This is a genomic window from Vibrio sp. 1167, assembly GCF_033340375.1.
Classification (GTDB): Bacteria; Pseudomonadota; Gammaproteobacteria; order Enterobacterales; family Vibrionaceae; genus Vibrio; species Vibrio alginolyticus.
Genome location: NZ_JAWOWK010000007.1, coordinates 209,714 through 230,010 on the forward strand (window position 1 = coordinate 209,714; position 20,297 = coordinate 230,010).

At 44.6% G+C, this 20,297-nt stretch carries 19 protein-coding genes; 12 read left to right on the forward strand and 7 right to left on the reverse strand.

Features of this window, described 5'->3' with window-relative positions; all coding sequences use genetic code 11:
• Nucleotide 1 precedes the first annotated feature (1 nt).
• The 3 genes from R7Z78_RS16705 (at nt 2) to R7Z78_RS16715 (ending at nt 2,874) form a co-directional block, all read left to right on the forward strand.
• Nucleotides 2–274, forward strand: a complete 273-nt coding sequence (locus tag R7Z78_RS16705) for an HU family DNA-binding protein (protein ID WP_005382341.1) — start codon at nt 2–4, stop codon at nt 272–274.
• A 201-nt stretch (nt 275–475) separates the two neighbouring features.
• The gene (gene ppiD, locus R7Z78_RS16710) at nt 476–2,335 is read left to right on the forward strand and encodes a peptidylprolyl isomerase (protein ID WP_104975973.1); all 1,860 of its coding nucleotides are present in this window, start codon (nt 476–478) and stop codon (nt 2,333–2,335) included.
• 254 nt (nt 2,336–2,589) lie between these two features.
• On the forward strand, nt 2,590–2,874 hold the full coding sequence (locus R7Z78_RS16715; protein WP_031777211.1) for a ComEA family DNA-binding protein: 285 nt from the start codon (nt 2,590–2,592) through the stop codon (nt 2,872–2,874).
• A 98-nt stretch (nt 2,875–2,972) separates the two neighbouring features.
• On the opposite strand, the gene rrtA is transcribed toward R7Z78_RS16715, so the two are convergent.
• Nucleotides 2,973–3,524 carry a rhombosortase gene (rrtA, locus tag R7Z78_RS16720; RefSeq protein ID WP_005382331.1) on the reverse strand — a complete coding sequence of 184 codons (552 nt, stop codon included), beginning with the start codon at nt 3,522–3,524 and terminating at the stop codon, nt 2,973–2,975.
• Nucleotides 3,525–3,527: 3 nt separating this feature from the next.
• Here rrtA and R7Z78_RS16725 point away from each other — a divergent pair, with 3 nt between their 5' ends.
• The gene (locus R7Z78_RS16725; RefSeq protein ID WP_104975974.1) at nt 3,528–4,142 is read left to right on the forward strand and encodes a tRNA-uridine aminocarboxypropyltransferase; all 615 of its coding nucleotides are present in this window, start codon (nt 3,528–3,530) and stop codon (nt 4,140–4,142) included.
• 6 nt (nt 4,143–4,148) lie between these two features.
• Here R7Z78_RS16725 and R7Z78_RS16730 read toward each other — a convergent pair whose 3' ends face one another.
• From R7Z78_RS16730 to R7Z78_RS16740, 3 genes are all read right to left on the reverse strand, one after another.
• Nucleotides 4,149–5,471: an anti-phage deoxyguanosine triphosphatase gene (locus R7Z78_RS16730; RefSeq protein WP_053350467.1), complete on the reverse strand. Its 1,323-nt coding sequence runs from the start codon at nt 5,469–5,471 to the stop codon at nt 4,149–4,151.
• Nucleotides 5,472–5,486: 15 nt separating this feature from the next.
• Nucleotides 5,487–6,071, reverse strand: coding sequence for a 5'-deoxynucleotidase (yfbR, locus tag R7Z78_RS16735; RefSeq protein ID WP_017634778.1), 585 nt, complete (start codon nt 6,069–6,071; stop codon nt 5,487–5,489).
• A gap of 90 nt (nt 6,072–6,161) precedes the next feature.
• Nucleotides 6,162–7,376: a pyridoxal phosphate-dependent aminotransferase gene (locus R7Z78_RS16740; protein ID WP_053303263.1), complete on the reverse strand. Its 1,215-nt coding sequence runs from the start codon at nt 7,374–7,376 to the stop codon at nt 6,162–6,164.
• A 217-nt stretch (nt 7,377–7,593) separates the two neighbouring features.
• On the opposite strand from R7Z78_RS16740, the gene R7Z78_RS16745 reads away from it, so the two are divergent.
• The 7 genes from R7Z78_RS16745 to R7Z78_RS16775 all read left to right on the forward strand — a co-directional run bounded on the left by R7Z78_RS16745 (nt 7,594) and on the right by R7Z78_RS16775 (nt 15,105).
• The gene (locus R7Z78_RS16745) at nt 7,594–8,901 is read left to right on the forward strand and encodes an isochorismate synthase MenF (protein WP_017819991.1); all 1,308 of its coding nucleotides are present in this window, start codon (nt 7,594–7,596) and stop codon (nt 8,899–8,901) included.
• A complete protein-coding gene (gene menD / locus R7Z78_RS16750) occupies nt 8,898–10,616 on the forward strand; it encodes a 2-succinyl-5-enolpyruvyl-6-hydroxy-3-cyclohexene-1-carboxylic-acid synthase (RefSeq protein WP_053303261.1) in 1,719 nt (572 codons plus the stop codon). Before R7Z78_RS16745 ends, menD begins: the two co-directional genes overlap by 4 nt.
• Nucleotides 10,603–11,430, forward strand: a complete 828-nt coding sequence (gene menH, locus R7Z78_RS16755) for a 2-succinyl-6-hydroxy-2,4-cyclohexadiene-1-carboxylate synthase (protein ID WP_042524030.1) — start codon at nt 10,603–10,605, stop codon at nt 11,428–11,430. The genes menD and menH overlap by 14 nt, the downstream gene beginning before the upstream one ends.
• Nucleotides 11,423–12,289 carry a 1,4-dihydroxy-2-naphthoyl-CoA synthase gene (menB, locus tag R7Z78_RS16760; RefSeq protein ID WP_104975975.1) on the forward strand — a complete coding sequence of 289 codons (867 nt, stop codon included), beginning with the start codon at nt 11,423–11,425 and terminating at the stop codon, nt 12,287–12,289. Before menH ends, menB begins: the two co-directional genes overlap by 8 nt.
• Before the next feature lie 125 nt (nt 12,290–12,414).
• On the forward strand, nt 12,415–13,404 hold the full coding sequence (gene menC, locus R7Z78_RS16765; protein ID WP_064367948.1) for an o-succinylbenzoate synthase: 990 nt from the start codon (nt 12,415–12,417) through the stop codon (nt 13,402–13,404).
• Nucleotides 13,389–14,816, forward strand: a complete 1,428-nt coding sequence (gene menE / locus R7Z78_RS16770) for an o-succinylbenzoate--CoA ligase (protein WP_169644156.1) — start codon at nt 13,389–13,391, stop codon at nt 14,814–14,816. The genes menC and menE overlap by 16 nt, the downstream gene beginning before the upstream one ends.
• A gap of 100 nt (nt 14,817–14,916) precedes the next feature.
• Nucleotides 14,917–15,105, forward strand: coding sequence for a hypothetical protein (locus tag R7Z78_RS16775; RefSeq protein WP_005382314.1), 189 nt, complete (start codon nt 14,917–14,919; stop codon nt 15,103–15,105).
• Here the strand turns inward: R7Z78_RS16775 and R7Z78_RS16780 are convergent.
• From R7Z78_RS16780 to R7Z78_RS16790, 3 genes are all read right to left on the reverse strand, one after another.
• Nucleotides 15,102–16,031, reverse strand: a complete 930-nt coding sequence (locus R7Z78_RS16780; protein ID WP_104975977.1) for a YeiH family protein — start codon at nt 16,029–16,031, stop codon at nt 15,102–15,104. The genes R7Z78_RS16775 and R7Z78_RS16780 overlap by 4 nt on opposite strands.
• 114 nt (nt 16,032–16,145) lie before the next feature.
• On the reverse strand, nt 16,146–18,020 hold the full coding sequence (locus tag R7Z78_RS16785) for an MFS transporter (protein WP_005382310.1): 1,875 nt from the start codon (nt 18,018–18,020) through the stop codon (nt 16,146–16,148).
• Between the two features lie 13 nt (nt 18,021–18,033).
• On the reverse strand, nt 18,034–18,624 hold the full coding sequence (locus R7Z78_RS16790) for a TetR/AcrR family transcriptional regulator (protein WP_005382308.1): 591 nt from the start codon (nt 18,622–18,624) through the stop codon (nt 18,034–18,036).
• Between the two features lie 392 nt (nt 18,625–19,016).
• On the opposite strand from R7Z78_RS16790, the gene R7Z78_RS16795 reads away from it, so the two are divergent.
• Nucleotides 19,017–19,889, forward strand: coding sequence for a Tim44 domain-containing protein (locus R7Z78_RS16795; protein WP_005384268.1), 873 nt, complete (start codon nt 19,017–19,019; stop codon nt 19,887–19,889).
• Nucleotides 19,890–20,297: the final 408 nt, after the last annotated feature.

Genomic DNA, 20,297 nt, shown 5'->3' on the forward strand with positions numbered 1-20,297 from the left:
AGTGAATAAAACTCAGTTAGTAGAACAAATCGCAGAAAATGCAGATATTTCTAAAGCGTCAGCGGGTCGTGCTCTAGATGCATTCATCGAAGCAGTAAGCGGAACTCTTCAATCTGGTGATCAAGTCGCTCTAGTTGGCTTTGGTACATTCAGCGTTCGTACTCGTGCTGCACGTACTGGTCGTAACCCAAAAACTGGTGAAGAAATCCAAATCGCAGAAGCAAAAGTACCAGCTTTCAAAGCTGGTAAAGCACTGAAAGACGCTTGTAACTAATCACGGCGTTATTTCTGTAACCGGCCATTTGCTTAACTTTTGCTCAAACAATAAGTTTCGAACAAAAATTTACAAACTTCGAGCCGAACTTTCTTAAATTATGCGCATCATACTGATGCGCATTTCTTTTTCTGATATTATTGCGCCATTATTTCTATTAGATAGAAGCAGTAGGCTTCAATTGTGGAGAGCAGTTAAATTATGATGGATCGACTACGCGAAGGCGTGAATAGCATCGCGGTCAAAATTATCCTTGGACTTATCATCCTGTCTTTCGTATTTGCAGGTGTAGGTAGCTACATCGTTGGTGGTAGCAACAACTCTGCAGCGAAAGTCGGTAACACTGAGATTCCTCGTGGTGAGTTCGAGATGGCATACCAAAATGAGCGTAACCGTATGCAAGCTCAGTTGGGTGACTACTTCTCTCAAATGCTGGCTGACCCTGCATATGTTGAATCTTTCCGCAAATCCGTTTTAGATCGAATGATCAATGACGTGTTGCTTGACCAACAAGCTGAAGCTTTGGGTCTGCGAATCAGCGACACTCAAGTGCGTAGCATGATTCTAGACATGCCTCAGTTCCAATCTAATGGTCAGTTTGATCAAGAGATCTATCAAGCTTCTTTACGTCGTGCAGGCTTTTCGCCAGACTCTTTTGCTGAGTACATGCGTCGTGAATTGGTTCGTGAGCAACTGCTGAATGCGCTACAAAACAGTGAATTTATTCTGCCGGGTGAAGTACAAGCAGAAGGCAAGCTGTTCACTCAAACTCGTGATATTCGCACGATTCAGATCGACTTAGCGGAGTTTGCGAAAAATATTGAATTGACCGACGAAGAAATTCAAGAGTACTACAAAGCAAACCCAGACAACTTTACACGCCCAGAGCAGGTTAAAGTCTCTTACATCGAACTGTCAGCTGAAGCGCTAAAGGAACAAGTTAATGTTTCTGATGCTGAGGTGAAAAAGTACTACGACGAGCACTTAAACAAATACTCTTCAGAAGAGCAACGACGTGTCGCTCACATTCTTGTAGAAGGGGACGATGAAGCAAAAGCGCAAGCTATCCTAGATGAGCTAAACGCGGGTGCAGATTTTGCGACGCTTGCTCAAGAGAAATCTGACGATTTTGGCAGCGCTGAAAACGGTGGTGACCTAGGTTGGATTGAGCGTGATGTGATGGACCCTGCTTTTGAAGAAGCGGCATTCGCACTGAAGAATCCTGGCGATACGTCGGGTCTAGTAAAGTCGGACTTTGGCTATCACATTATCAAGCTTGAAGAGCTAAAAGATTCTGTGGCGAAGCCATTTGAAGAAGTCGCTTCTGAAATCAAACAAGAGATGGTCGACCAGCAAGCGATCGATCAATTCTACGAGTTGCAAAATGAGCTTGAGCGCGTAGCGTTTGAATACCCAGACTCATTGTATGATGCTTCTCAAGCGGTTAACCAAGAAGTGAAGACAACGGACTTTATTTCTCAGGTTGATGCACCTGAAGTGCTTCGTAGCCCTGCTGTAATGCAAGCTATCCTAAGTCCTGAAGTTAAAGAAGATGGCCTAAACTCTGAAGCTATCGAAGTTGCGCCTGAGCATATTATCGTTGTTCGTGTTGAAGATGCGCGTGACGAGACAGTTCTTCCACTAGAAGAAGTGAAAGATCAGGTTGTTGCAGAGCTATCTCGTGTTAAAGGTGAGCAAGAAGCGATGGAGCTTGGAACACAAGTCGTTGCGGCATTGAAAGAAGGTAAGACGAACATGCTTGCTGAAAACAATCTTGCCTTTGGTGAACAAGAGACAGTAGATCGTCGTTCTCCGTTGGCAACAACGGTATTCGCGATGGCAAAACCAGTCGATGGTAAACCAGTATACGGTCAGTCTAAAGATCTTGAAGGTAACATCATTATCATCGAGCTTGATGCTGTAAACGCAGAGCTAGATAGTGAGTTAGAAGATCAAGTTGCGATGCAAATGCAGCGTGCATCTTCTCAGCAAGACTTATCATCTGTACTAGCCGTACTGCGTGCAAATACTGACATTGAGTACTTTGTTGTGAGCAACTAAGCACAATTAGTGTAATTTGTATGTTGAATAAAACGGACCGCATAAGCGGTCCGTTTTATTTTTGTCTTTATGAACTTCAATCATCAATAGGCATTACTTAAATTAGTGCGCGTTTAAGTGATAGCGGCCGTTGTGAATTCCGGGTCATCTCAGTTTGTTAAATGCATAACCATATTGCTTTCATTGCAAACTTGATAGTGACTCGCTCTCGATGACTGTTTTTAGCCTACTATTTTGGAGATTGTATGTTCAATATGAAATGGATTTTGACATTGTGCTTATTTGTTTTTGCACCTTTTAGCATGGCTGCGGATTCAGCCACTGACAAATATGAAGGAATTGAAATTACTGTAAATATCAACACGGCCACTGCTGAAGAAATTGCGACCATGTTGAAAGGTATAGGTGAGAAGAAAGCGCAGAGTATAGTGGACTACCGCGAGGAACATGGCCCTTTTAAAACGGCAGCAGATTTGAAGAGCGTAAAAGGCATTGGTGAAGCGACAGTTAAGAAAAACGAAGACCGCATTTTACTGTAGCTTGATGTATTGCAGATATTGAGTCTGAATTCAGAACAATATCTGCTTCCCTATTACTGCTTTCCCGAACCAGCCCCTCTTTCGTGGTTCGGGATTTTTTATCCGAATAAACGACGGCGAAGGCCTTTTTCCAGTAAAGCCATCACTAACCCACCGAGTGCGCCAAACATATGAGCATCAATAGCAACGTTTGCACCGATAAGTTCAGCAGTACTGCTTGATGGGCCATAGACCTGCTCCCATGCTACTTTGGCAATTAGCCCTCCGACTAACAACACACTGCTTCTTCTGCTTTCAAAGACTTCTCTGAGCGCCCAAAATCCAAACAATCCGTGTAATACGCCGGATAAACCCACGTATACCGACATGTTGGTAAACAAATTCAACGCACCAACACATGCACATAAGATTGAAAAAACGATAAGGAAGTTACGAGTGCTTGGACGAAAAATAAAAGTAATGATCCACAATCCGGCGAGGTTCATTCCTAAGTGCGCAAAGTTGGTATGTGTGAGATTTCCTGTTACGATTCGCCACCATTCACCATGGCGTATATTGTAGCTGTGCCACTCGGTTAGGCTGGCCATTGGTTCAAATTGAAGTATCAAACAGATCACGCTGATAATACTCAGCAAGGTATAAAGGTTCACTCTATGTCTCGTTATTGTTCTCGTTGTGGAAAATCGCAAAAAGCGTGTATTTGCCAATGGATTGTACCGCTGGCAAGCGAGGTAGAACTTATCATTCTTCAGCACACGAGTGAAGAACATCGTCCGCTTGGTACGGCACGGATTCTCAATTTGAGTTTAGATAACTGTATTTGTTTGATAGGAGAGGACTTTTCTTGTGATGATGCCTTAAATCACTTATTAGCGGATGAGTCATATCAACATTTTGTTCTTTACCCATCAGAAGAGTCACGATGCATTTCTGAAATCACTCAAGCGAGTCATAGTGTATCTAAGAAAATACGTTTGATTTTGCTCGATGGTACGTGGAAAAAAGCGTACAAAATGTGGCAACTCTCAAGCAACTTACATCCACTCCCAACCGTGCAGTTGCCTAAGCAACTACAAGGGCACTACACCATTCGTAAGGCGCCCTCTGAGAATAGCTTATCGACAGTCGAGGCTGGTTATCATTCGCTTCGCTTGCTTGAACCCGAGCGAGACTTTACACCGCTGATGCGTGCCTTTGAAAATATGATCGAATTCCAAATCGCCCAGATGCCTCCGGGCGTTTTTGAAAAGAATTACTTGAAAGGTTGAGTGTTACTAAAGAACGATGGAAGAGAAAAGTTGGCGGTGTAGCTTTTGCGCGTGACCATCGGTCATTGCAGAAATATAATCGGCGATGACCCTCATCTTATTGCTCTCGCTCTTCGCCTGACACCACAGATCTTTTGTATGAACGGGTAGTAATCGCTCTGGGTCTGCTGTTAACGCTTCAAAAATATCCATAATAATTTGCTGACCCTTATACTCAACGATCTGGACCTGCGGGACTTGGATAACGAAGGTGCTGACAAAGTGCTTGAGTACGTCAAGTGCACGTGCCATCTGTGGTTCTAAACACGCATTCCAAGAAAGTAAAGGGTTATTAAACGGCTCATCCACCGCTTTGATTGAAATGCTGGTCAGTAGCGCGTTAACCATACCACCGATGGCATCTTTCCGCTCATGGTGCTTACCGCTAAATAGCATCTGTCCGATGGAATCGATATGAGCTTCGAACCACGGGTCGCCACAGTCCGCTAATTGACTTGCTGCGCCTTCTTGCCATTGCTGACGTGTCACCATACCAAGTACGATTGCATCTTCTAAATCATGAACACCGTAGGCGATATCATCTGCTAGCTCCATGATTGAGCAGTCGATTGATTTAAAACGCGTTTTACTGTGCTCAAACTCCGATTCTGGCGTTGAACGCATCAGACTAAGCAATGCCTTGTCGTTGTCAGAAAGCGGTGCAATTACCCAATCAAATAAGTCTTTATCACAATCATAAATGCCTTTAGCTGGGCTCCAATCTTTTGCTTTTAGTTTACGTTGATGCTCGGCTGGTTGAGGCAACTTGACGGAGCGTGTTTGACTAATGAGGGCAGGGTATTTAATCAAACCAAGCAGTGTGCGGCGCGATAAATTCATTCCGAAATGCTCGGTATAAGGCTCTAACTTAGTGACGATACGAAAGGTTTGGGCGTTCCCCTCGAAGCCGCCATGTTCGCGCATTACGTAGTTTAGAGCGACTTCTCCCCCATGACCGTATGGAGGATGCCCGATGTCGTGAGCCAAACATAATGAATCAATTAAGCTGTCTGATGGTAATAGATCACGGAACTCTGGCTGTTTTTTCTTTAACTGGGCGACGATACCGGTCCCGAGTTGCGACGCTTCTAAGGAGTGTGTTAACCGACTGCGGTGAAAGTCTTCCAAGCTATTGCCGTGTACTTGGGTTTTTGCTTGTAGGCGTCGAAATGCAGCCGAGTGAAGAATGCGCGCTCGGTCTCGTTGGTACGGGCTCCGATGGTCGTCTCGACGGATTTTATGCTCATCATCATGGCGCTCTTGCCATTGCGGGTGTAATTCAAACGACACGATTATCTCCGTAAGCTAACTGATTTCATCTAACGATAATTCGAAACTTGGGGCAAAGGTATTGAGAAAGTAATCCATTTCAGGCGTTCTGCGTTCTTGCAAAGTGACGTCTAAGCGTTTTTTTGCCAGAGCGAACTCATGGTTGCCGGCGCTTAGTTCTTCAAGACATTTTAAATAGGCACAGATGGAATCGGCTTGCTTAACGATTTTTGCGTCCTCTTCGTGTGCAGAGTGAGAAAGAAGATAGGGGGCAAAATCATCGTGGAACTCTTCCGGTAACATTGAGAGTAATTTTTGTTCCGCTGCCGATTCTATCTTCTTATATTCTTTGGCAATTTCAGGGTTGTAATACTTCACTGGAGTTGGAAGATCACCCGTTAATACTTCACTGGAGTCATGGTACATGGCCAGAATCGCGATGCGTTCTGGATTAAGGTTGCCGCCGAACTTTTTGTTTTTAATTAGGGCAAGGGCATGAGCGACAAAAGCAACTTGTAAGCTATGCTCTGAAACGTTTTCTGGTGAGACGGACCGCATTAAAGGCCAGCGTTGGATCAGCTTCATTCGAGCCAGGTGGGCGAAAAAATGGCTTTCTTTCATGGCTTTCTCCGTTTCTGGTGTAAAAAAGGAACTCACTAGGAGTTCCTCTAAGCATATGAGAGATCAGCACTAATTACTACCAGTGATTCATTACTGGCTGTAGGTTGATAGGAATCTTTCAAAACGTCCAATGGCGATTTCTAGATCTTCAACGTGCGGTAGTGTCACGATGCGGAAGTGGTCTGGTTTTGGCCAGTTAAAACCAGAACCTTGCACCAGTAAGACCTTCTCTTGTTTTAAGAAATCTAAAACCATCTGCTGATCGTTCTTGATGTTGTACATTTTAGTGTCGATTTTCGGGAAGAGGTACATCGCACCCTTAGGTTTGACACAAGAAACACCAGGAATCTGATTGATCAATTCATACGCTCGGTTGCGCTGCTCTAATAAGCGTCCGCCAGGTAAAATCAGTTCATTGATACTCTGGTATCCACCTAACGCGGTTTGAATGGCATGTTGCATTGGTACGTTTGCACATAAACGCATTGATGAAAGCAGCTCCAAGCCATTCACGTACCCTTGAGCCAGATGTTTAGGCCCCGTTAGGAACATCCAGCCACCACGGAAACCACAAACACGGTAGGCTTTTGAAAGGCCATTGAATGTCATGACTAGCACGTCTTCAGTGAGTGTGGCGACTGAGGTATGTGTTGCACCGTCGTACAACACTTTGTCGTAGATCTCATCTGCGAAAATGATCAGTTTGTGCTTGCGTGCTATCTCAATCACTTCAAGTAGGAAGTCACGGCTGTATACCGCACCTGTCGGGTTGTTCGGGTTGATCAGAACAATGCCACGTGTCTTTGGTGTGATTTTCTTTTTGATGTCTTCAAGGTCTGGGTACCAGTCAGCTTCTTCATCACATAGATAATGAACCGGCTTACCACCAGATAGTGCAACTGAAGCTGTCCATAACGGATAGTCTGGTGCTGGGATCAGCATTTCGTCGCCATTGTTTAATAGCGCTTGCATGGCCATTACGATCAACTCAGACACGCCGTTACCTACATACACATCTTCGACATCTAGCGAGCGTATACCTTTACGCTGATAGTGTTGGACCACAGCTTTACGAGCAGAGTAAATACCTTTGGAATCACAATAGCCTTGAGAAGTCGGCAGATTACGAATCACGTCGACTAAAATCTCATCAGGGGCGTCAAAACCAAATGGGGCAGGGTTACCAATGTTTAGCTTTAGGATTTTATGCCCTTCTTCCTCCATGCGCTTAGCATGTTTGAGTACAGGACCCCTAATGTCGTAGCAGACATTGTCGAGTTTTGACGACATCCCGATATTTTGCATTGTTTAATTCCTAAAAATTCGTTAATTTCTTTATTAAAATACAATAATTTGTTTTTTATTAGAATATATATCTGTAAATAATCTGTCTGCTGGTTAGGTTTTGCTCGCTTGCTATCACAGGATTTTGCAAAAGATCGCATACGACCTTGATTTGCTTTGGGTCTAAACTTAGAGTAGCCGTCAGTTACCATTTATCCTCACATACAACGAGGTTGATTTGTCACAGTTCCATCAAGCCGTAAAGAGAATTATCGAGCGAGTTCAGCAATCGGAAGGCAATCAAACACGTCTGGTCGAGCCCCTTAGCGAGAAACCTAATTTCTCATTTGTTGATTGGCTTGATGCACAACCACTTTTCCCTAAGTTTTATTGGCAGTCCCGCGATACACGTGAAGAGGTCGTTGCACTAGGGCAATTGCACGCTTTTGTTGAGCCAGGTCCTGCTTATACCATTCTAGGTGAAGGGCAAAGAGTCTGGGGCGGGCGCTCTTTTGATGGGCAGCATGAGAAGAATCGCCGCTGTATGCCTTCTTTTTTCTTTTTGCCTCAAATTGAGTTAATTCGTTTTGACCAACAGTGGTCTCTCGCAGTTAATATTTCAGAAGACAAAGCGCAAACTCTAGCTGGGTTGAATAAACTGGTTTGTGAGGTCGCGGCCTTAGCTCCAATTTCGTCTCACATCCGCTCTATTGTTCATACGCCAAGTCAGCCTCAATGGAATGAGTTAGTTCATAAAGTTCTGACTGGTATAGAGAATGATGATTTTAAGAAAGTGGTTTTAGCGCGTCGTTCTACCGTGCAGCTTGATAACACATTAAGTGCTGCACAGCTACTTAAAGCAAGTTACTTAAATAACCATCATAGCTTCCATTTCATGCTGAGCTTAGACAGTAAGCACAGTTTTATGGGGTCTACGCCAGAACGTTTGTATTCGCGTGTTGGGCATGAACTCCACACTGAAGCGTTGGCAGGCACGATTGGTCGGGGAGACAATGCCACTCAAGATATGGAGTTGGCGAATTGGTTATCCCAAGACCAAAAGAACCTCAACGAAAACCAGTATGTGGTGGACGACATCATTGACCGTCTATCACCGCATTCTGAAATGGTTGAAGTGGAAGCTGAACCGAGTTTGGTCAGACTACGAAAAGTGCAGCACCTTAAGCGAAATATTCACGCTAGTCTAAGAGCGGGGATAAATGGTGTTCAGTTGTTATCGGCGCTTCAGCCAACAGCGGCGGTTGCCGGCTTACCCCGACAAGAGTCCATGCAGTTTATTCTTGATAATGAGCCCTTTGCACGCGGCTGGTACGCGGGGTCAATGGGTTACATAAGCCATGAACGAGCAGAGTTTTGTGTCGCAATCAGAAGCGCGCTTGTGCTCGGTGATCAAGTACAACTGTTTGCGGGCGCAGGGATTGTGCCTGGTTCTGTGGCAGAACATGAGTGGGCAGAACTTGATAAGAAAATGTCGACGTTACTTACGCTGATTTCTGATCATCCGCCATTGGGAGTCGCATCATGAGTCATGACCAAGCGGTGCTCAATCGAGTTTGGTCAGAAACCATATTGATTGAGCTTCAGCGATTTGGCGTTAAGCATGTTTGTATCGCTCCCGGATCTCGTTCTACTCCTTTAACTTTAGAAGCGGCAGAACAGTCCGACTTTTCCATTCATACTCATTTTGATGAGCGTGGACTGGGCTTTATGGCTCTTGGTTTAGCGAAAGCTACTCAGGAGCCAGTGGCAATTATCGTTACCTCTGGTACGGCAGTGGCGAACCTATTACCGTCGGTTGCCGAAGCCAAACTTACTGGTGAAAAACTGGTGCTGCTGACAGCAGATCGTCCAGTAGAACTTGTCGGCTGTGGTGCAAACCAAGCGATAAATCAATTGGGTATTTTTTCACATCATGTTTCGGCCAGTTTGAATTTACCAAGCCCAAATTTAGCAACGTCGCTTAACTGGTTGCTGACCTCTGTTGACGAAGTGATGTTTACTCAGCAATTGCAGGGTAGTGCTGTTCATATTAATTGTGCATTTCCAGAGCCTTTGTATTCCAACGGCGCAAAAGCGGATTATCAAACCTACTTAGATTCGGTCGCCGGATGGCGAAAAGGAAGCGGCACTTATACTCAGCGTTTTAGCCATTTGTCACAGGCGAACATCCCGCCTTTTTCGGACAAAAAAGGCTTGGTTGTGATTGGCAGCTTACCGCTTGAACAAGCGCGTTCGGCGCAGGCATTTGCACAAAAGATGGGATGGCCAGTACTTGCAGACCCGCAAAGTGGCCTCAGTTCGGATTGGGCGTATTACGATGTATGGCTTCAACTTCCCGAGTTTGCAAACGAGCTTGAATCTTGTGAACTTATTATCCAATTTGGTAGCCGAATCATCTCCAAACGTTTGAACCAATGGATTGATAAACAAGTATCGAAAAATCAACAAAGTAAAGACGTTCAGTATTGGTATGTCTCACCTTGTATGGACCGGAATAACCAAAATCATCTGGCGCAAATGCACTGGGTTGAGCCTCCTAAAACGTGGGTTTCTCGCATTAGTTTTGAGAAGTCAATATTTGCTGGGTGGGCTGATAGGTTAGCGAATGACGTTAAGCGAGTTCATCAACGTATCGAAGAAGCCTTCCTATCTGATTCAGCGTCTGCCATTGACGAAATTGCGTTGGCAGCAGACATCAACGAGCGCACAAAGAACGTAGATGTTTTCTTGGGTAATAGCTTGTTTGTTCGGCTTGTCGATATGTACGGAAAATTGGATGGTGTAGAGGTTTTCACTAATCGAGGTGCGTCAGGGATTGACGGTTTGTTTGCTGCAGCATCAGGCGTGCAACGGGCAAGAGGTAATCCGTTACTGATGTATATCGGTGACACAGCAGCACTTTATGATCTCAATTCTCTGGCGCTATTTTCTCACAATAAACTGCCGGCGGTACTTGTTGTTACCAATAATGACGGCGGTGCGATTTTTGATATGTTGCCAGTACCACCAGAGCGCAGGACGACATATTATCAAATGCCTCATGGTTATCAGTTTGAACACGCGGCAAAGCAGTTTGGTTTGGCGTATTTGCATGTTTCTACACTGGAGCAATTCCAATCATCTGTAAAAGAGCATTTATGTCACGGCCAAGGAACGTTGCTGGTCGAGGTTCAAACCCCATCTAACCAAGCAGCTGAGACACTCAAGGCATTTAATAAGAGTCTGAATGCTTTACTTTGAACGTTTCCCTGTATTAGAAAAACACCAAAGTAGAACGTTGCCCACTTTGGTGTTTTTGCATGGCTTACTCGGTAGCGGTGCCGATTGGCTCGCGTGTTTAAATGCATTACCCGAATATGAGCGTGTTACGGTTGACCTTCCTGGTCACGGACGCAGCCAATCTATTTTTTGCTGCGATTTAAATGATTGCTGCAAACTTCTTGGTTCCACACTATCTTTATTATTTCCCTCACAACAACCACTTATTTTGATTGGATACTCTATGGGCGGCCGCATTGCGATGCATGGTATTGCCCATCAATGCTTTCCAGAGCTCAATATTGCAGGCGCGATTATTGAAGGGGGAAACTTCGGGCTTCAAACTGAGTCAGAGAAACAGGTGAGATTAGAGAATGATGCTCGCTGGGCAATGCGTTTCAAAACTGAACCACTTGAACGTGTTTTGAACGATTGGTACCAACAAGCGGTGTTTTCTTCACTAAACCATGAGCAAAGACAAACATTCATTGCGAAGCGAAGTGATAATCTTGGCTCAGCGGTGGCGAATATGTTGATGGCGACATCGTTAGCCAAACAGGCATATTTGTTGCCCTCACTGCAAAAGCAGAACATACCAGTGTATTACTTGTGTGGTGAGAAAGACCAAAAATTTAGCCAACTGGCACAACGTAGCGGGTTGGCGTATCGACAAGTTGAAGGCGCTGGTCATAACGTCCATCAAGAGCAGCCCAAACAGTTTGCGATACATACCAAGCAAATAATTCAGTCTCACTTTGGTGAGAGTAACGAGAACAATGGGAATCACCATGGCTAAAACAGTAGGCATTTCTGAAGAAGAACTTTACGCTCCGGTTCAATGGAAAGATTGCGGCGAGAAATACGAGGACATTCATTACCATAAGTCTGAAGATGGTATCGCGAAAATCACCATTGCGCGTCCTCAAGTGCGTAACGCGTTTCGTCCTCAAACGGTAAAAGAGATGATTGATGCGTTGGCAGATGCGCGTTACGACTCTGGTGTTGGCGTGATCATTCTGACAGGTCTAGGTGAAGACGCATTCTGTTCTGGCGGCGACCAGAAGATCCGTGGCGACTACGGCGGCTATAAAGACGACCAAGGCACACATCACCTCAACGTATTGGACTTCCAACGCGATATTCGTACTTGTCCAAAACCAGTGATCGCATCGGTATCTGGTTGGGCTGTTGGCGGTGGTCATGTACTGCATATGATGTGTGATCTAACAATTGCAGCTGACAACGCTCAATTTGGTCAAACAGGCCCTAAAGTGGGTTCATTTGACGGCGGTTGGGGCGCATCTTATATGGCTCGTATCGTAGGCCAAAAGAAAGCTCGCGAAATTTGGTTCCTATGTCGTTTCTACAATGCTCAAGAAGCGGTAGACATGGGCCTAGTAAACACAGTTGTACCACTAGCGGATCTAGAGAAAGAAACCGTTCGTTGGTGTCGTGAAGTACTACAGCACAGCCCAATGGCATTGCGCTGCCTGAAAGCTGCATTAAACGCAGATTGTGATGGTCAAGCGGGTCTGCAAGAGCTAGCGGGTAACGCAACGATGATGTTCTACATGACTGATGAAGGCCAAGAAGGTCGTAATGCCTTTAACGAGAAGCGTCGCCCAGACTTCGATAAATTCCCTCGCAACCCATAATCCGTCTAAATGAGGAGCGTGTTAGCTCCTCTGTTCCTTTTTTCCTGAGCGCCTCGCCCTCTGGGAGGCTGGTGGGATTGCTCGTCAGAACGCTCAAATATACGGCATTACATAGGACTTGAATTATGCGTGAAGCGAAAATTTATCGTTATAGCTTGCCCATGGATAGTGGTGTCATCCTACGTGACAACAAGCTAACCGAACGTGTTGGTTATGTTGTTGCGCTTTCCGAAGATGGTAAAACAGGGCTTGGAGAAGTCGCTCCTCTTCCTGGTTTTAGCTTAGAGAGCACCGAAGATGCGGGTGTTCAGCTACAAGAACAGGCGGAGCGTTGGGTAGCAGAGTTGGATGTGGATTATGCCAAGATGTACCCGTCGGTTGCGTTTGGTTTATCGATGGCACAGCTTGAATTAGCTGGTGGCTTACCACAACAAGGTAAATACCAAACAGCGCCACTATGCACTGGCGACCCAGATGAGCTCATTCCAAAGCTGAACGAAATGGAAGGTGAGAAAGTCGCTAAGGTGAAAGTTGGACTTTATGAGCCAATTCGCGATGGCATGCTTGTGAACCTTTTTCTTGAATCAATCCCTCAATTAACGCTTCGACTCGATGCCAATCGCGCTTGGACACCAGAAAAAGCGCAGCAGTTCGCTAAGTACATTGCTCCGTCTCTGCGTCAACGAATCACGTTTCTAGAAGAGCCGTGCCGCTCTCCTGGCGATAGTCTCTCTTTTGCGATTAATACTGGTATTGCTATCGCTTGGGATGAAACATTGCAAGATGCGGTTCGTCGTGAAGATTTCCGTCTTGAAGATCTAACTGGTGTGAAAACGATCATCATCAAACCCACACTCATTGGTTCAGTGGATTTTTGTATTACACTGATAGAGAAAGCGAAGTCACTGGGGATGAAAGCAGTGATTAGCTCGAGCATTGAATCCAGTCTCGGTTTAACTCAATTAGCGCGCTTTGCCCAATGGCAGCTGCCTGATGAAGTTCCAGGTTTGGATACGATTGGCTTACTCAAAGCTCAGCTAGAGCAGGGCTGGCCTAAGTGTGAACTTCCCGTTCTTCCTCTAAAAGACCAGGAGATTGTGTGGCATTCTGCGTAGACAATATTGCGAAGGCACCATGGAAATATTGGGCTCAAACGAGCCCTTTTTCTATTGCACTCAAGACATCAACAGAAGTATTAAACTGGCAACAACTCTCGAAGCGTATTGACCAATACACTCACTATTTGAATGACTTGGGTGTAACTCGGGGGGATGTGCTGACTTTGGTTGGCAAGAACCAAGTAGAAACACTGTTGTTTTATCTTGCCTCCAAACAGTTAGGTGCGCTCGCTGCGCTGACCATGGAACAACCACTAGATAAGTTGCAGGGTAAGCTTGCTACACTTTACAGGCCTGATCAAACTCGGTTTATCTGGTTTTCTCAGGAGTGCGCTTCGACCTTTTCTGAACATGATATACAAAAACTCAAGGCAACATTGCTTTCATCGCCTGTAGTATCACAGCAAGAGAGTGATTCGTTGACTGAAGATAGCTATCATCATGACCGGCTCGCTTCAGTAGTATTTACTTCTGGCTCTACAGGGGAGCCTAAAGCTGTGGTTCATACACATCGACAGCATCTTGCGTCTGCAGAGGGCTTGTTGCAGGAGTTCATTTTCACTCAGCAAGATGCTTGGCTGTTATCGCTTCCGCTGTATCACGTCTCTGGATTAGCGATTGTCTATCGTTGGCTATATGTCGGAGCAACACTAAAAGTCGGTTCAGGGAAACTTGTTGATGATGTTCAGGGCGTATCACACGCTTCTTTGGTTGCGACTCAGCTCAAACGGTTATTGGATGATGATGCACATTTGTCATTGACACATGTGCTACTGGGCGGCAGTCACGTTGATCATGAGTTGGCACTACGAGCATCAGGGCAAGGCATTGAGACGTGGTTAGGTTATGGGATGACGGAGGCGGCCTCTACCGTTACCGCAAAGAGAATTGACAGCACCAGTAATGCTGGACATGTATTGAAGCACCGTAAGATAAAATTAGTTGACCAACGCATTTTTGTTGGCGGTAAGACATTAGCGGCAGGGTATTTCCATCAAGGACATGTTACCCCATTTCTGGATAAGAAAGGCTGGTTTGACAGCAAAGATCTTGGCGAGTGGCAAGGTGATGAATTAAAGATAATCGGCCGTGCCGACAATCAGTTTATCTCTGGTGGTGAGAATATCCATTGTGAAGAGATTGAAGCCGCTTTGAACCAAATTGATGGTGTAGTGCAGAGTATAGTGGTTCCAGTCGAAGACGCGGAGTTTGGTCATAGACCAGTAGCTGTGATTCAGACCAATGGATTGCGCAGCAAGTCGGAGTACGACCAGCACTTGCAATCAAAGTTAGAGAAGTTTAAATGGCCAGTGGAATACCATGTAATGCCACTAACTCTACTAGAAGGTGGGATCAAAATTTCACGTAAGGCCGTGAAAGAGTGGCTGCTGTCATCACTTCAGCATTAGTCAATTTTGCTATGTATTAGTCATAAAGAGAATTTCGTATCCTTATAACTCTGAATCATAATTATGCTTCTTCGTGGAGATAAAATGCATAAGGTTCAGGATGGCAAAGCTAGTTTTAATTGCGGCAGTAGCACTACAAATTGGTATCGCGATAAGTAGTGAAGGGCTAGCCCGCTCTCTTGCAGAGCTAACGGCATTTTTGATCGCTATTGCGTTGGTCGTTATATACAAAAATAGCAAACGGGAAATGCCGTCCCCTCAACGCGATAAGCAGACCACCAATATCTAAAACAGTAACCAACTTAGAGAAGTGGTCGAAATTAGCACCCACAGAGTCACACCAAACAACAGTGGCTTAGCTCCAGCAGACTTTAGTTTTGAAATTGAAATGCTGCAACCTATCAAGAACAGACATACAACCAATGCTTGCTTTGCTCCAATGAAAATGCCGTGATAGACCATTTCAAATTGAGGAAAGAAGTCGCTAAACGCGATAGCTGCACAGTACCAAAAAATGAAATAAGGGATAGCTAGTTTTTTCTTTCCATTCTCTTTTTGGCCTCTTGAAAAGATGACGGCACTGATCAAAGCAACAGGAATGATCCATAAAGCGCGCGCGAGTTTCAATGTTGTTGCCGTAGTTAGCGCTTCTTCCCCATAGGCCGAGGCAGCCCCGACAACAGAAGATGTGTCATGAATGGCAATCGCAGCCCATGTGCCAAACGTGTGTTGATCTAGCCCTAAAGCATGTCCAATCACAGGAAACACAAAGAGTGCAATGGAGTTCAGGACAAATACCGTTGCCAGTGCTAATCCAATCTGCTCGTCTTTCGCTTTAATCGCCGGTGCCACAGCAGCAATTGCGCTACCACCACAAATTGCAGTACCTGATGAGATTAAGTAAGCGGTTACTCGCTCCAATTTAATTACCCTGGCAATGAGAGTGCCCATGAGCAGTGTGCCTGTAATAGTGGCGATGATCAGGCCGATACCATCCGATGTGACTGCAAGCGCTTGCTCGAAGTTGATGCCAAAGCCTAAGCCAATAATCGAATAAGACAGCAGCTTTTTAGTAAAAGAAGCGATGGGCAGCTCGGAAGGCACAAAACCAAAACTTGCGAGTAGAACACCGATAACTAGAGCAATGGGAGAGGAGGCAAGGGGGGTTAAACAAAAAAGTAACGCCAATCCAAACAGGAGGTAGTTTCTATTCAAGGTTTTTATTCGCTGTTGTGAATGAAAGGGAGAGTATATCGCACTGGGTGTGGTCAGTTTGTCTTAATGATTTGAACACATGTTCAGTTATCCTAAACATGTGTTCAAGTGTATTTATCGCCAGTCGCCTCTGAGTTGATGCACTTTATCGAACATTGTTTTTGCCGTTGCTTCATTTGGTGGCACCGGTTGTCCTGCCTCTATTTCTAGCTTTGACCAAAATCGAGTCGGTAAGCCACAGCATGCGCGACCTTTTGCGCGGCTGAAATAGCTTCCCCATAAGCCTTTAAGTGCAACAGGTATGACGGGTACTGGGCTACGACGTAGAATGATATCAATACCGCGCATGAATTCATTCATTTCACCATCTGAAGTTAATCTTCCTTCAGGGAAAATACAGACGATATGACCTTCGCTTAGCGCGGCTTCCACATCGTTAAATGCACGTCTGATAGAGCTTCTGTTACTCGCTGAAATTGGAATTACCCCAGTTCGACGTAAAAAGCGCCTTAATGGAGGTAGGTTGGCGTAATCTTCCTCCATCACAAAACGAATCAACCTTGGGCATACTGCACTAAGTAGCAATGCATCCATGTAGCTTACATGATTACATACAATCAATGCCCCACCATGCTCGGGTAGGTTGTGTAGATTCTTATGCTTAACTCGATAGATGGTGTGCGTAAGCATCCACATGACAAAGCGAACTACAAAAATAGGAATTTGCAAAAAGATGTAAGCGGCGACTAAGAAATTTAAAATGGCTAACAATGCAAACAGTTGAGGAATTGTCATCTTGATTACACTTAGGCACACAATACCTAAGACAGCGCTGCCGACCATAAACAGAGAGTTAAAGATGTTGAGCCCTGCGATGACTTGAGCACGTTCGGTTTCCTTTGCTCGATGCTGCATTAATGCGTAAAGAGGCACGATAAACAAACCGCCCGAAGCACCAATCATCAATAGGTAGAAAAATAATGGCCAAAAAGGCTCATATCTAAAGAAGTCTACAAAGTTATGGAAAGTAGGTAGATCATTGGGAATGGAAGTGGCCATTAGGTACCCAAATACCGTAATGCCAAAGGCACCAATTGGCACAACACCGACTTCTATACGATGGTTTGAGATCCAATTGCAAAGTAGCGACCCTAGCGCGATACCAATGGAAAATAGAGCGAGCAAGAAAGACACCGCACTCTCGGTGCCATTTAGGTAAATCTTAGTGAAATTCGGGAATTGTGTTAGATATGCGGCGCCTAAAAACCAAAACCAGCTTATTGCCATTATGCATTGAAAAACAACTCGATCGGATTTGGCGATAGAGAGCGTGTGTTTGGTTTGCTTGTATGGTTGCCAACGAAAAGAGAGATTGGGTGCGCTGGCTGCAGCAAAGGGGATTGAGCGGCTCGACAAGTAGCCTAACAATGCGAAGATCACGACACAAAATGCGGCGAGGTATTTTGCGTTGTCTGCAGAGGCTATAATCCCAGCGCCTAAGGTGCCAATAAGGATGGCGATAAAGGTACCAGCTTCAACAAGAGCGTTGCCGGGCACTAACTCTTTAGCATTTAACTTTTGAGGCAAAAGGGCATATTTAACTGGGCCAAAAAATGCTGACTGTGTGCCCATTAAAAACAGTAGCAATAAAAGCACACCATAACTTTCGGTTATGAATCCGATGGCACCCAAGAGCATGATGGCTATTTCAAATAGTTTGACCTTACGAATAAACCATGACTTTTCATATTTGTCGGCTAATACGCCAGCGGAAGCAGAGAACAGAAAGAACGGTAGAATGAACAAGCCTGCCGCAAGGTTGATGAACAAATTGCTCGAAATAGGTAGTGCACTGGAGCCAGCGAATGCGACAAACAACAGCAAAACGTTTTTAAAAATATTGTCGTTGAAAGCGCCAAAAAACTGAGTAATGAAATAGGGCAGGAACTTTCTCTGCGTAAGTAAGGACGGCTGTCTGTCGGATGACATGGATAATCCTTTGTTACCAGTTCGTGAGGTAGTTAGAAAGAAGATTACTGATCAATTCTTTGCCATCAATCGGCTCACTAGAGAAAAACTTATCATCAACACTGAGTAAAGTAATGCCATGTACGCCAGACCAAAGGACTCGACTCGCTTGAATCACTTCGGATTCAGTACGATGTGGTGCGATTTGAGCCAATAGTGACTCTAGCATTCCCGTCATACCATCGATACGTTTGGCATGCCATTCCGGAAGTTCTGCTCCATTCATGTTGTGTTCGAACACTAACTGCCAACGGTATGGGTGTTTTTGAGCAAAATCGTGGTAGCAATAAGCGAGTTCAAAAAGCGCTTGATGGGAGTCTTTGCTGTCATTAGTCGCTTTGCGTGCTTCTTGAGATAACTCATCTAAAGTTTGAGCGACAACATGAAGCAACAACAAATTATAATTACCAAAAACATTTACCAATGTGCTTGGCACGTAACCAATCATGTTAGCGATTTTACGAAGACTGAGTTCGTGGTAAGAATTCTCATCTAAAAAGTTTTTGACCGTTGTTAACGTCAAATTCACTAACTCTTCTCGGGTGTGATCGTTTCTGCGCGCCATACTCTCAAACTACTTTATTGAACATCGTTCAATATGATAGTCAGCTACCTATTAACCGTCAACAAGGCAATGTGTCCAAGTGCCCTCAAGGTGTAGGATTCTGAGCTGTGTCACTGATTCTAATTCAAGTAAAACAATCTGGAGTATTAGTGAACTTATTCCATACTTTTTTTACATTGATCAAGCGCCTTCAGCTGAATTGTAAGCAGTGTGAGCAGTCTGCATTTTTGGCAATATTCTGATACATGTCAGCTTCTATAAGCTATTTTCATCAATCGGTATACAGAGTATGATGACTTAAAAATCATCTTTGGCGTGCTACTGTTTGAAACAACGATTGTTTCGTCTTGAAAATGGGGCACTATCTTAGATAGCTAACTTTAAGGATAACGATGAAACGTTTATTTTCTATTGTTGCTTTATTGATGTTTACTGTTGCTGTAACGCCTATCGCGGAAGCGAAGAAGTTTGGTGGCAGTAAGTCTTTCGGTAAGAGCTACAAAACTGCACCAGCACCGAAACAACAGCAACAAAACACCAATACGGTCGGCAAAGATCAGACGACAAAGTCTTCAAGTAAGAAAGGCCTTATGGGTGGTCTGCTAGGCGGACTTCTTGCTGGTGGTCTACTTGCTGCATTCTTTGGCGGTGCTTTTGAAGGTATCCAGTTTATGGATATCCTAATTATTGGTTTGATTGCCTTTGTCATCTTTAAACTAATGCGTGGTATGCTAGGTGCGAAGCAGGGCAGTATGAACCAGCATCGTCAACAGCCTGCATTTGGTGGCAACGCATCTAAGTTTGAGCAACCAAACATGCAAAACTTTGAGCAACAACCAAACACAAATAATGGTGGCTTTGGTGGTTTTGGCGCTCAAACAGACGTACCACATAACTACCCACCGGGTTTTGACCAAGCAGCGTTCATTAATGGTTCTCGTGAACACTATCGAATCCTGCAAGGTGCGTGGAATCACAACCAGTTAGAAACTATTGAAGAATATGTTTCTCCAAGCTTGTTTGAAGACCTAAAAGCAGAGCGCGCGAAGCTCGACGGTGAGCAGCATACTGACGTAATGTACGTTGATGCGGAGATCGTCCGTGCTGATTACGATGCAAATAAAGCACAGCTTAGTCTGCAGTTTAGCGGTCGTTACCGTGACACAGTAGAAGGTGTTGAAGAAGAAATCGAAGATATCTGGCACCTAGAGCGTGACTTGACTGCGCCTAATGCGCCATGGTTAATCGTTGGCATTCAAGGCTAGTCACCTTTAAACCAATTTAGTCACTAGTAAAAATCCCGCATCCCCTGCGGGTTTTTTTGTATCTATCATTTATATTTCTTGTACGTGTTTTTATACAAACATCACTAATTGAGTCCGCTTGATAACTTTTGCTCTAATTTTGCGAGCCCACTTTTTCTAGTAAGTCCTAAAGTGTTTTCCTATTTATATTGAACATTCATATTAAGGCCATACGAACTAACAAAATCAAAATAGCTAGTACATTGTTTGTAGGGTAAAGATCTGCTCCTCAGCCTTTTGTTTGTGGAGTTTCACATGGGGTTGGTTGCTTTAGTGAGATTGAGTATAGGTTATACCAATCGTAGTAAATAACTGGTCATTCTAGCTTGTTAAAATACTCGATAACTGCGTTGCAATTTTTGATTGTAG

Bases quoted from the DNA above. Each gene is read 5' to 3' on its own strand.
- ppiD (WP_104975973.1), top strand. From the start codon at position 476: ATGATGGATCGACTACGCGAAGGCGTGAATAGCATCGCGGTCAAAATT.
- R7Z78_RS16715 (WP_031777211.1), top strand. From the start codon at position 2,590: ATGAAATGGATTTTGACATTGTGCTTATTTGTTTTTGCACCTTTTAGC.
- R7Z78_RS16725 (WP_104975974.1), top strand. From the start codon at position 3,528: ATGTCTCGTTATTGTTCTCGTTGTGGAAAATCGCAAAAAGCGTGTATT.
- yfbR (WP_017634778.1), bottom strand. From the start codon at position 6,071: ATGAAAGAAAGCCATTTTTTCGCCCACCTGGCTCGAATGAAGCTGATC.
- R7Z78_RS16740 (WP_053303263.1), bottom strand. From the start codon at position 7,376: ATGCAAAATATCGGGATGTCGTCAAAACTCGACAATGTCTGCTACGAC.
- menD (WP_053303261.1), top strand. From the start codon at position 8,898: ATGAGTCATGACCAAGCGGTGCTCAATCGAGTTTGGTCAGAAACCATA.
- menH (WP_042524030.1), top strand. From the start codon at position 10,603: ATGCTTTACTTTGAACGTTTCCCTGTATTAGAAAAACACCAAAGTAGA.
- menB (WP_104975975.1), top strand. From the start codon at position 11,423: ATGGCTAAAACAGTAGGCATTTCTGAAGAAGAACTTTACGCTCCGGTT.
- menC (WP_064367948.1), top strand. From the start codon at position 12,415: ATGCGTGAAGCGAAAATTTATCGTTATAGCTTGCCCATGGATAGTGGT.
- R7Z78_RS16775 (WP_005382314.1), top strand. From the start codon at position 14,917: ATGGCAAAGCTAGTTTTAATTGCGGCAGTAGCACTACAAATTGGTATC.
- R7Z78_RS16785 (WP_005382310.1), bottom strand. From the start codon at position 18,020: ATGTCATCCGACAGACAGCCGTCCTTACTTACGCAGAGAAAGTTCCTG.
- R7Z78_RS16790 (WP_005382308.1), bottom strand. From the start codon at position 18,624: ATGGCGCGCAGAAACGATCACACCCGAGAAGAGTTAGTGAATTTGACG.
- R7Z78_RS16795 (WP_005384268.1), top strand. From the start codon at position 19,017: ATGAAACGTTTATTTTCTATTGTTGCTTTATTGATGTTTACTGTTGCT.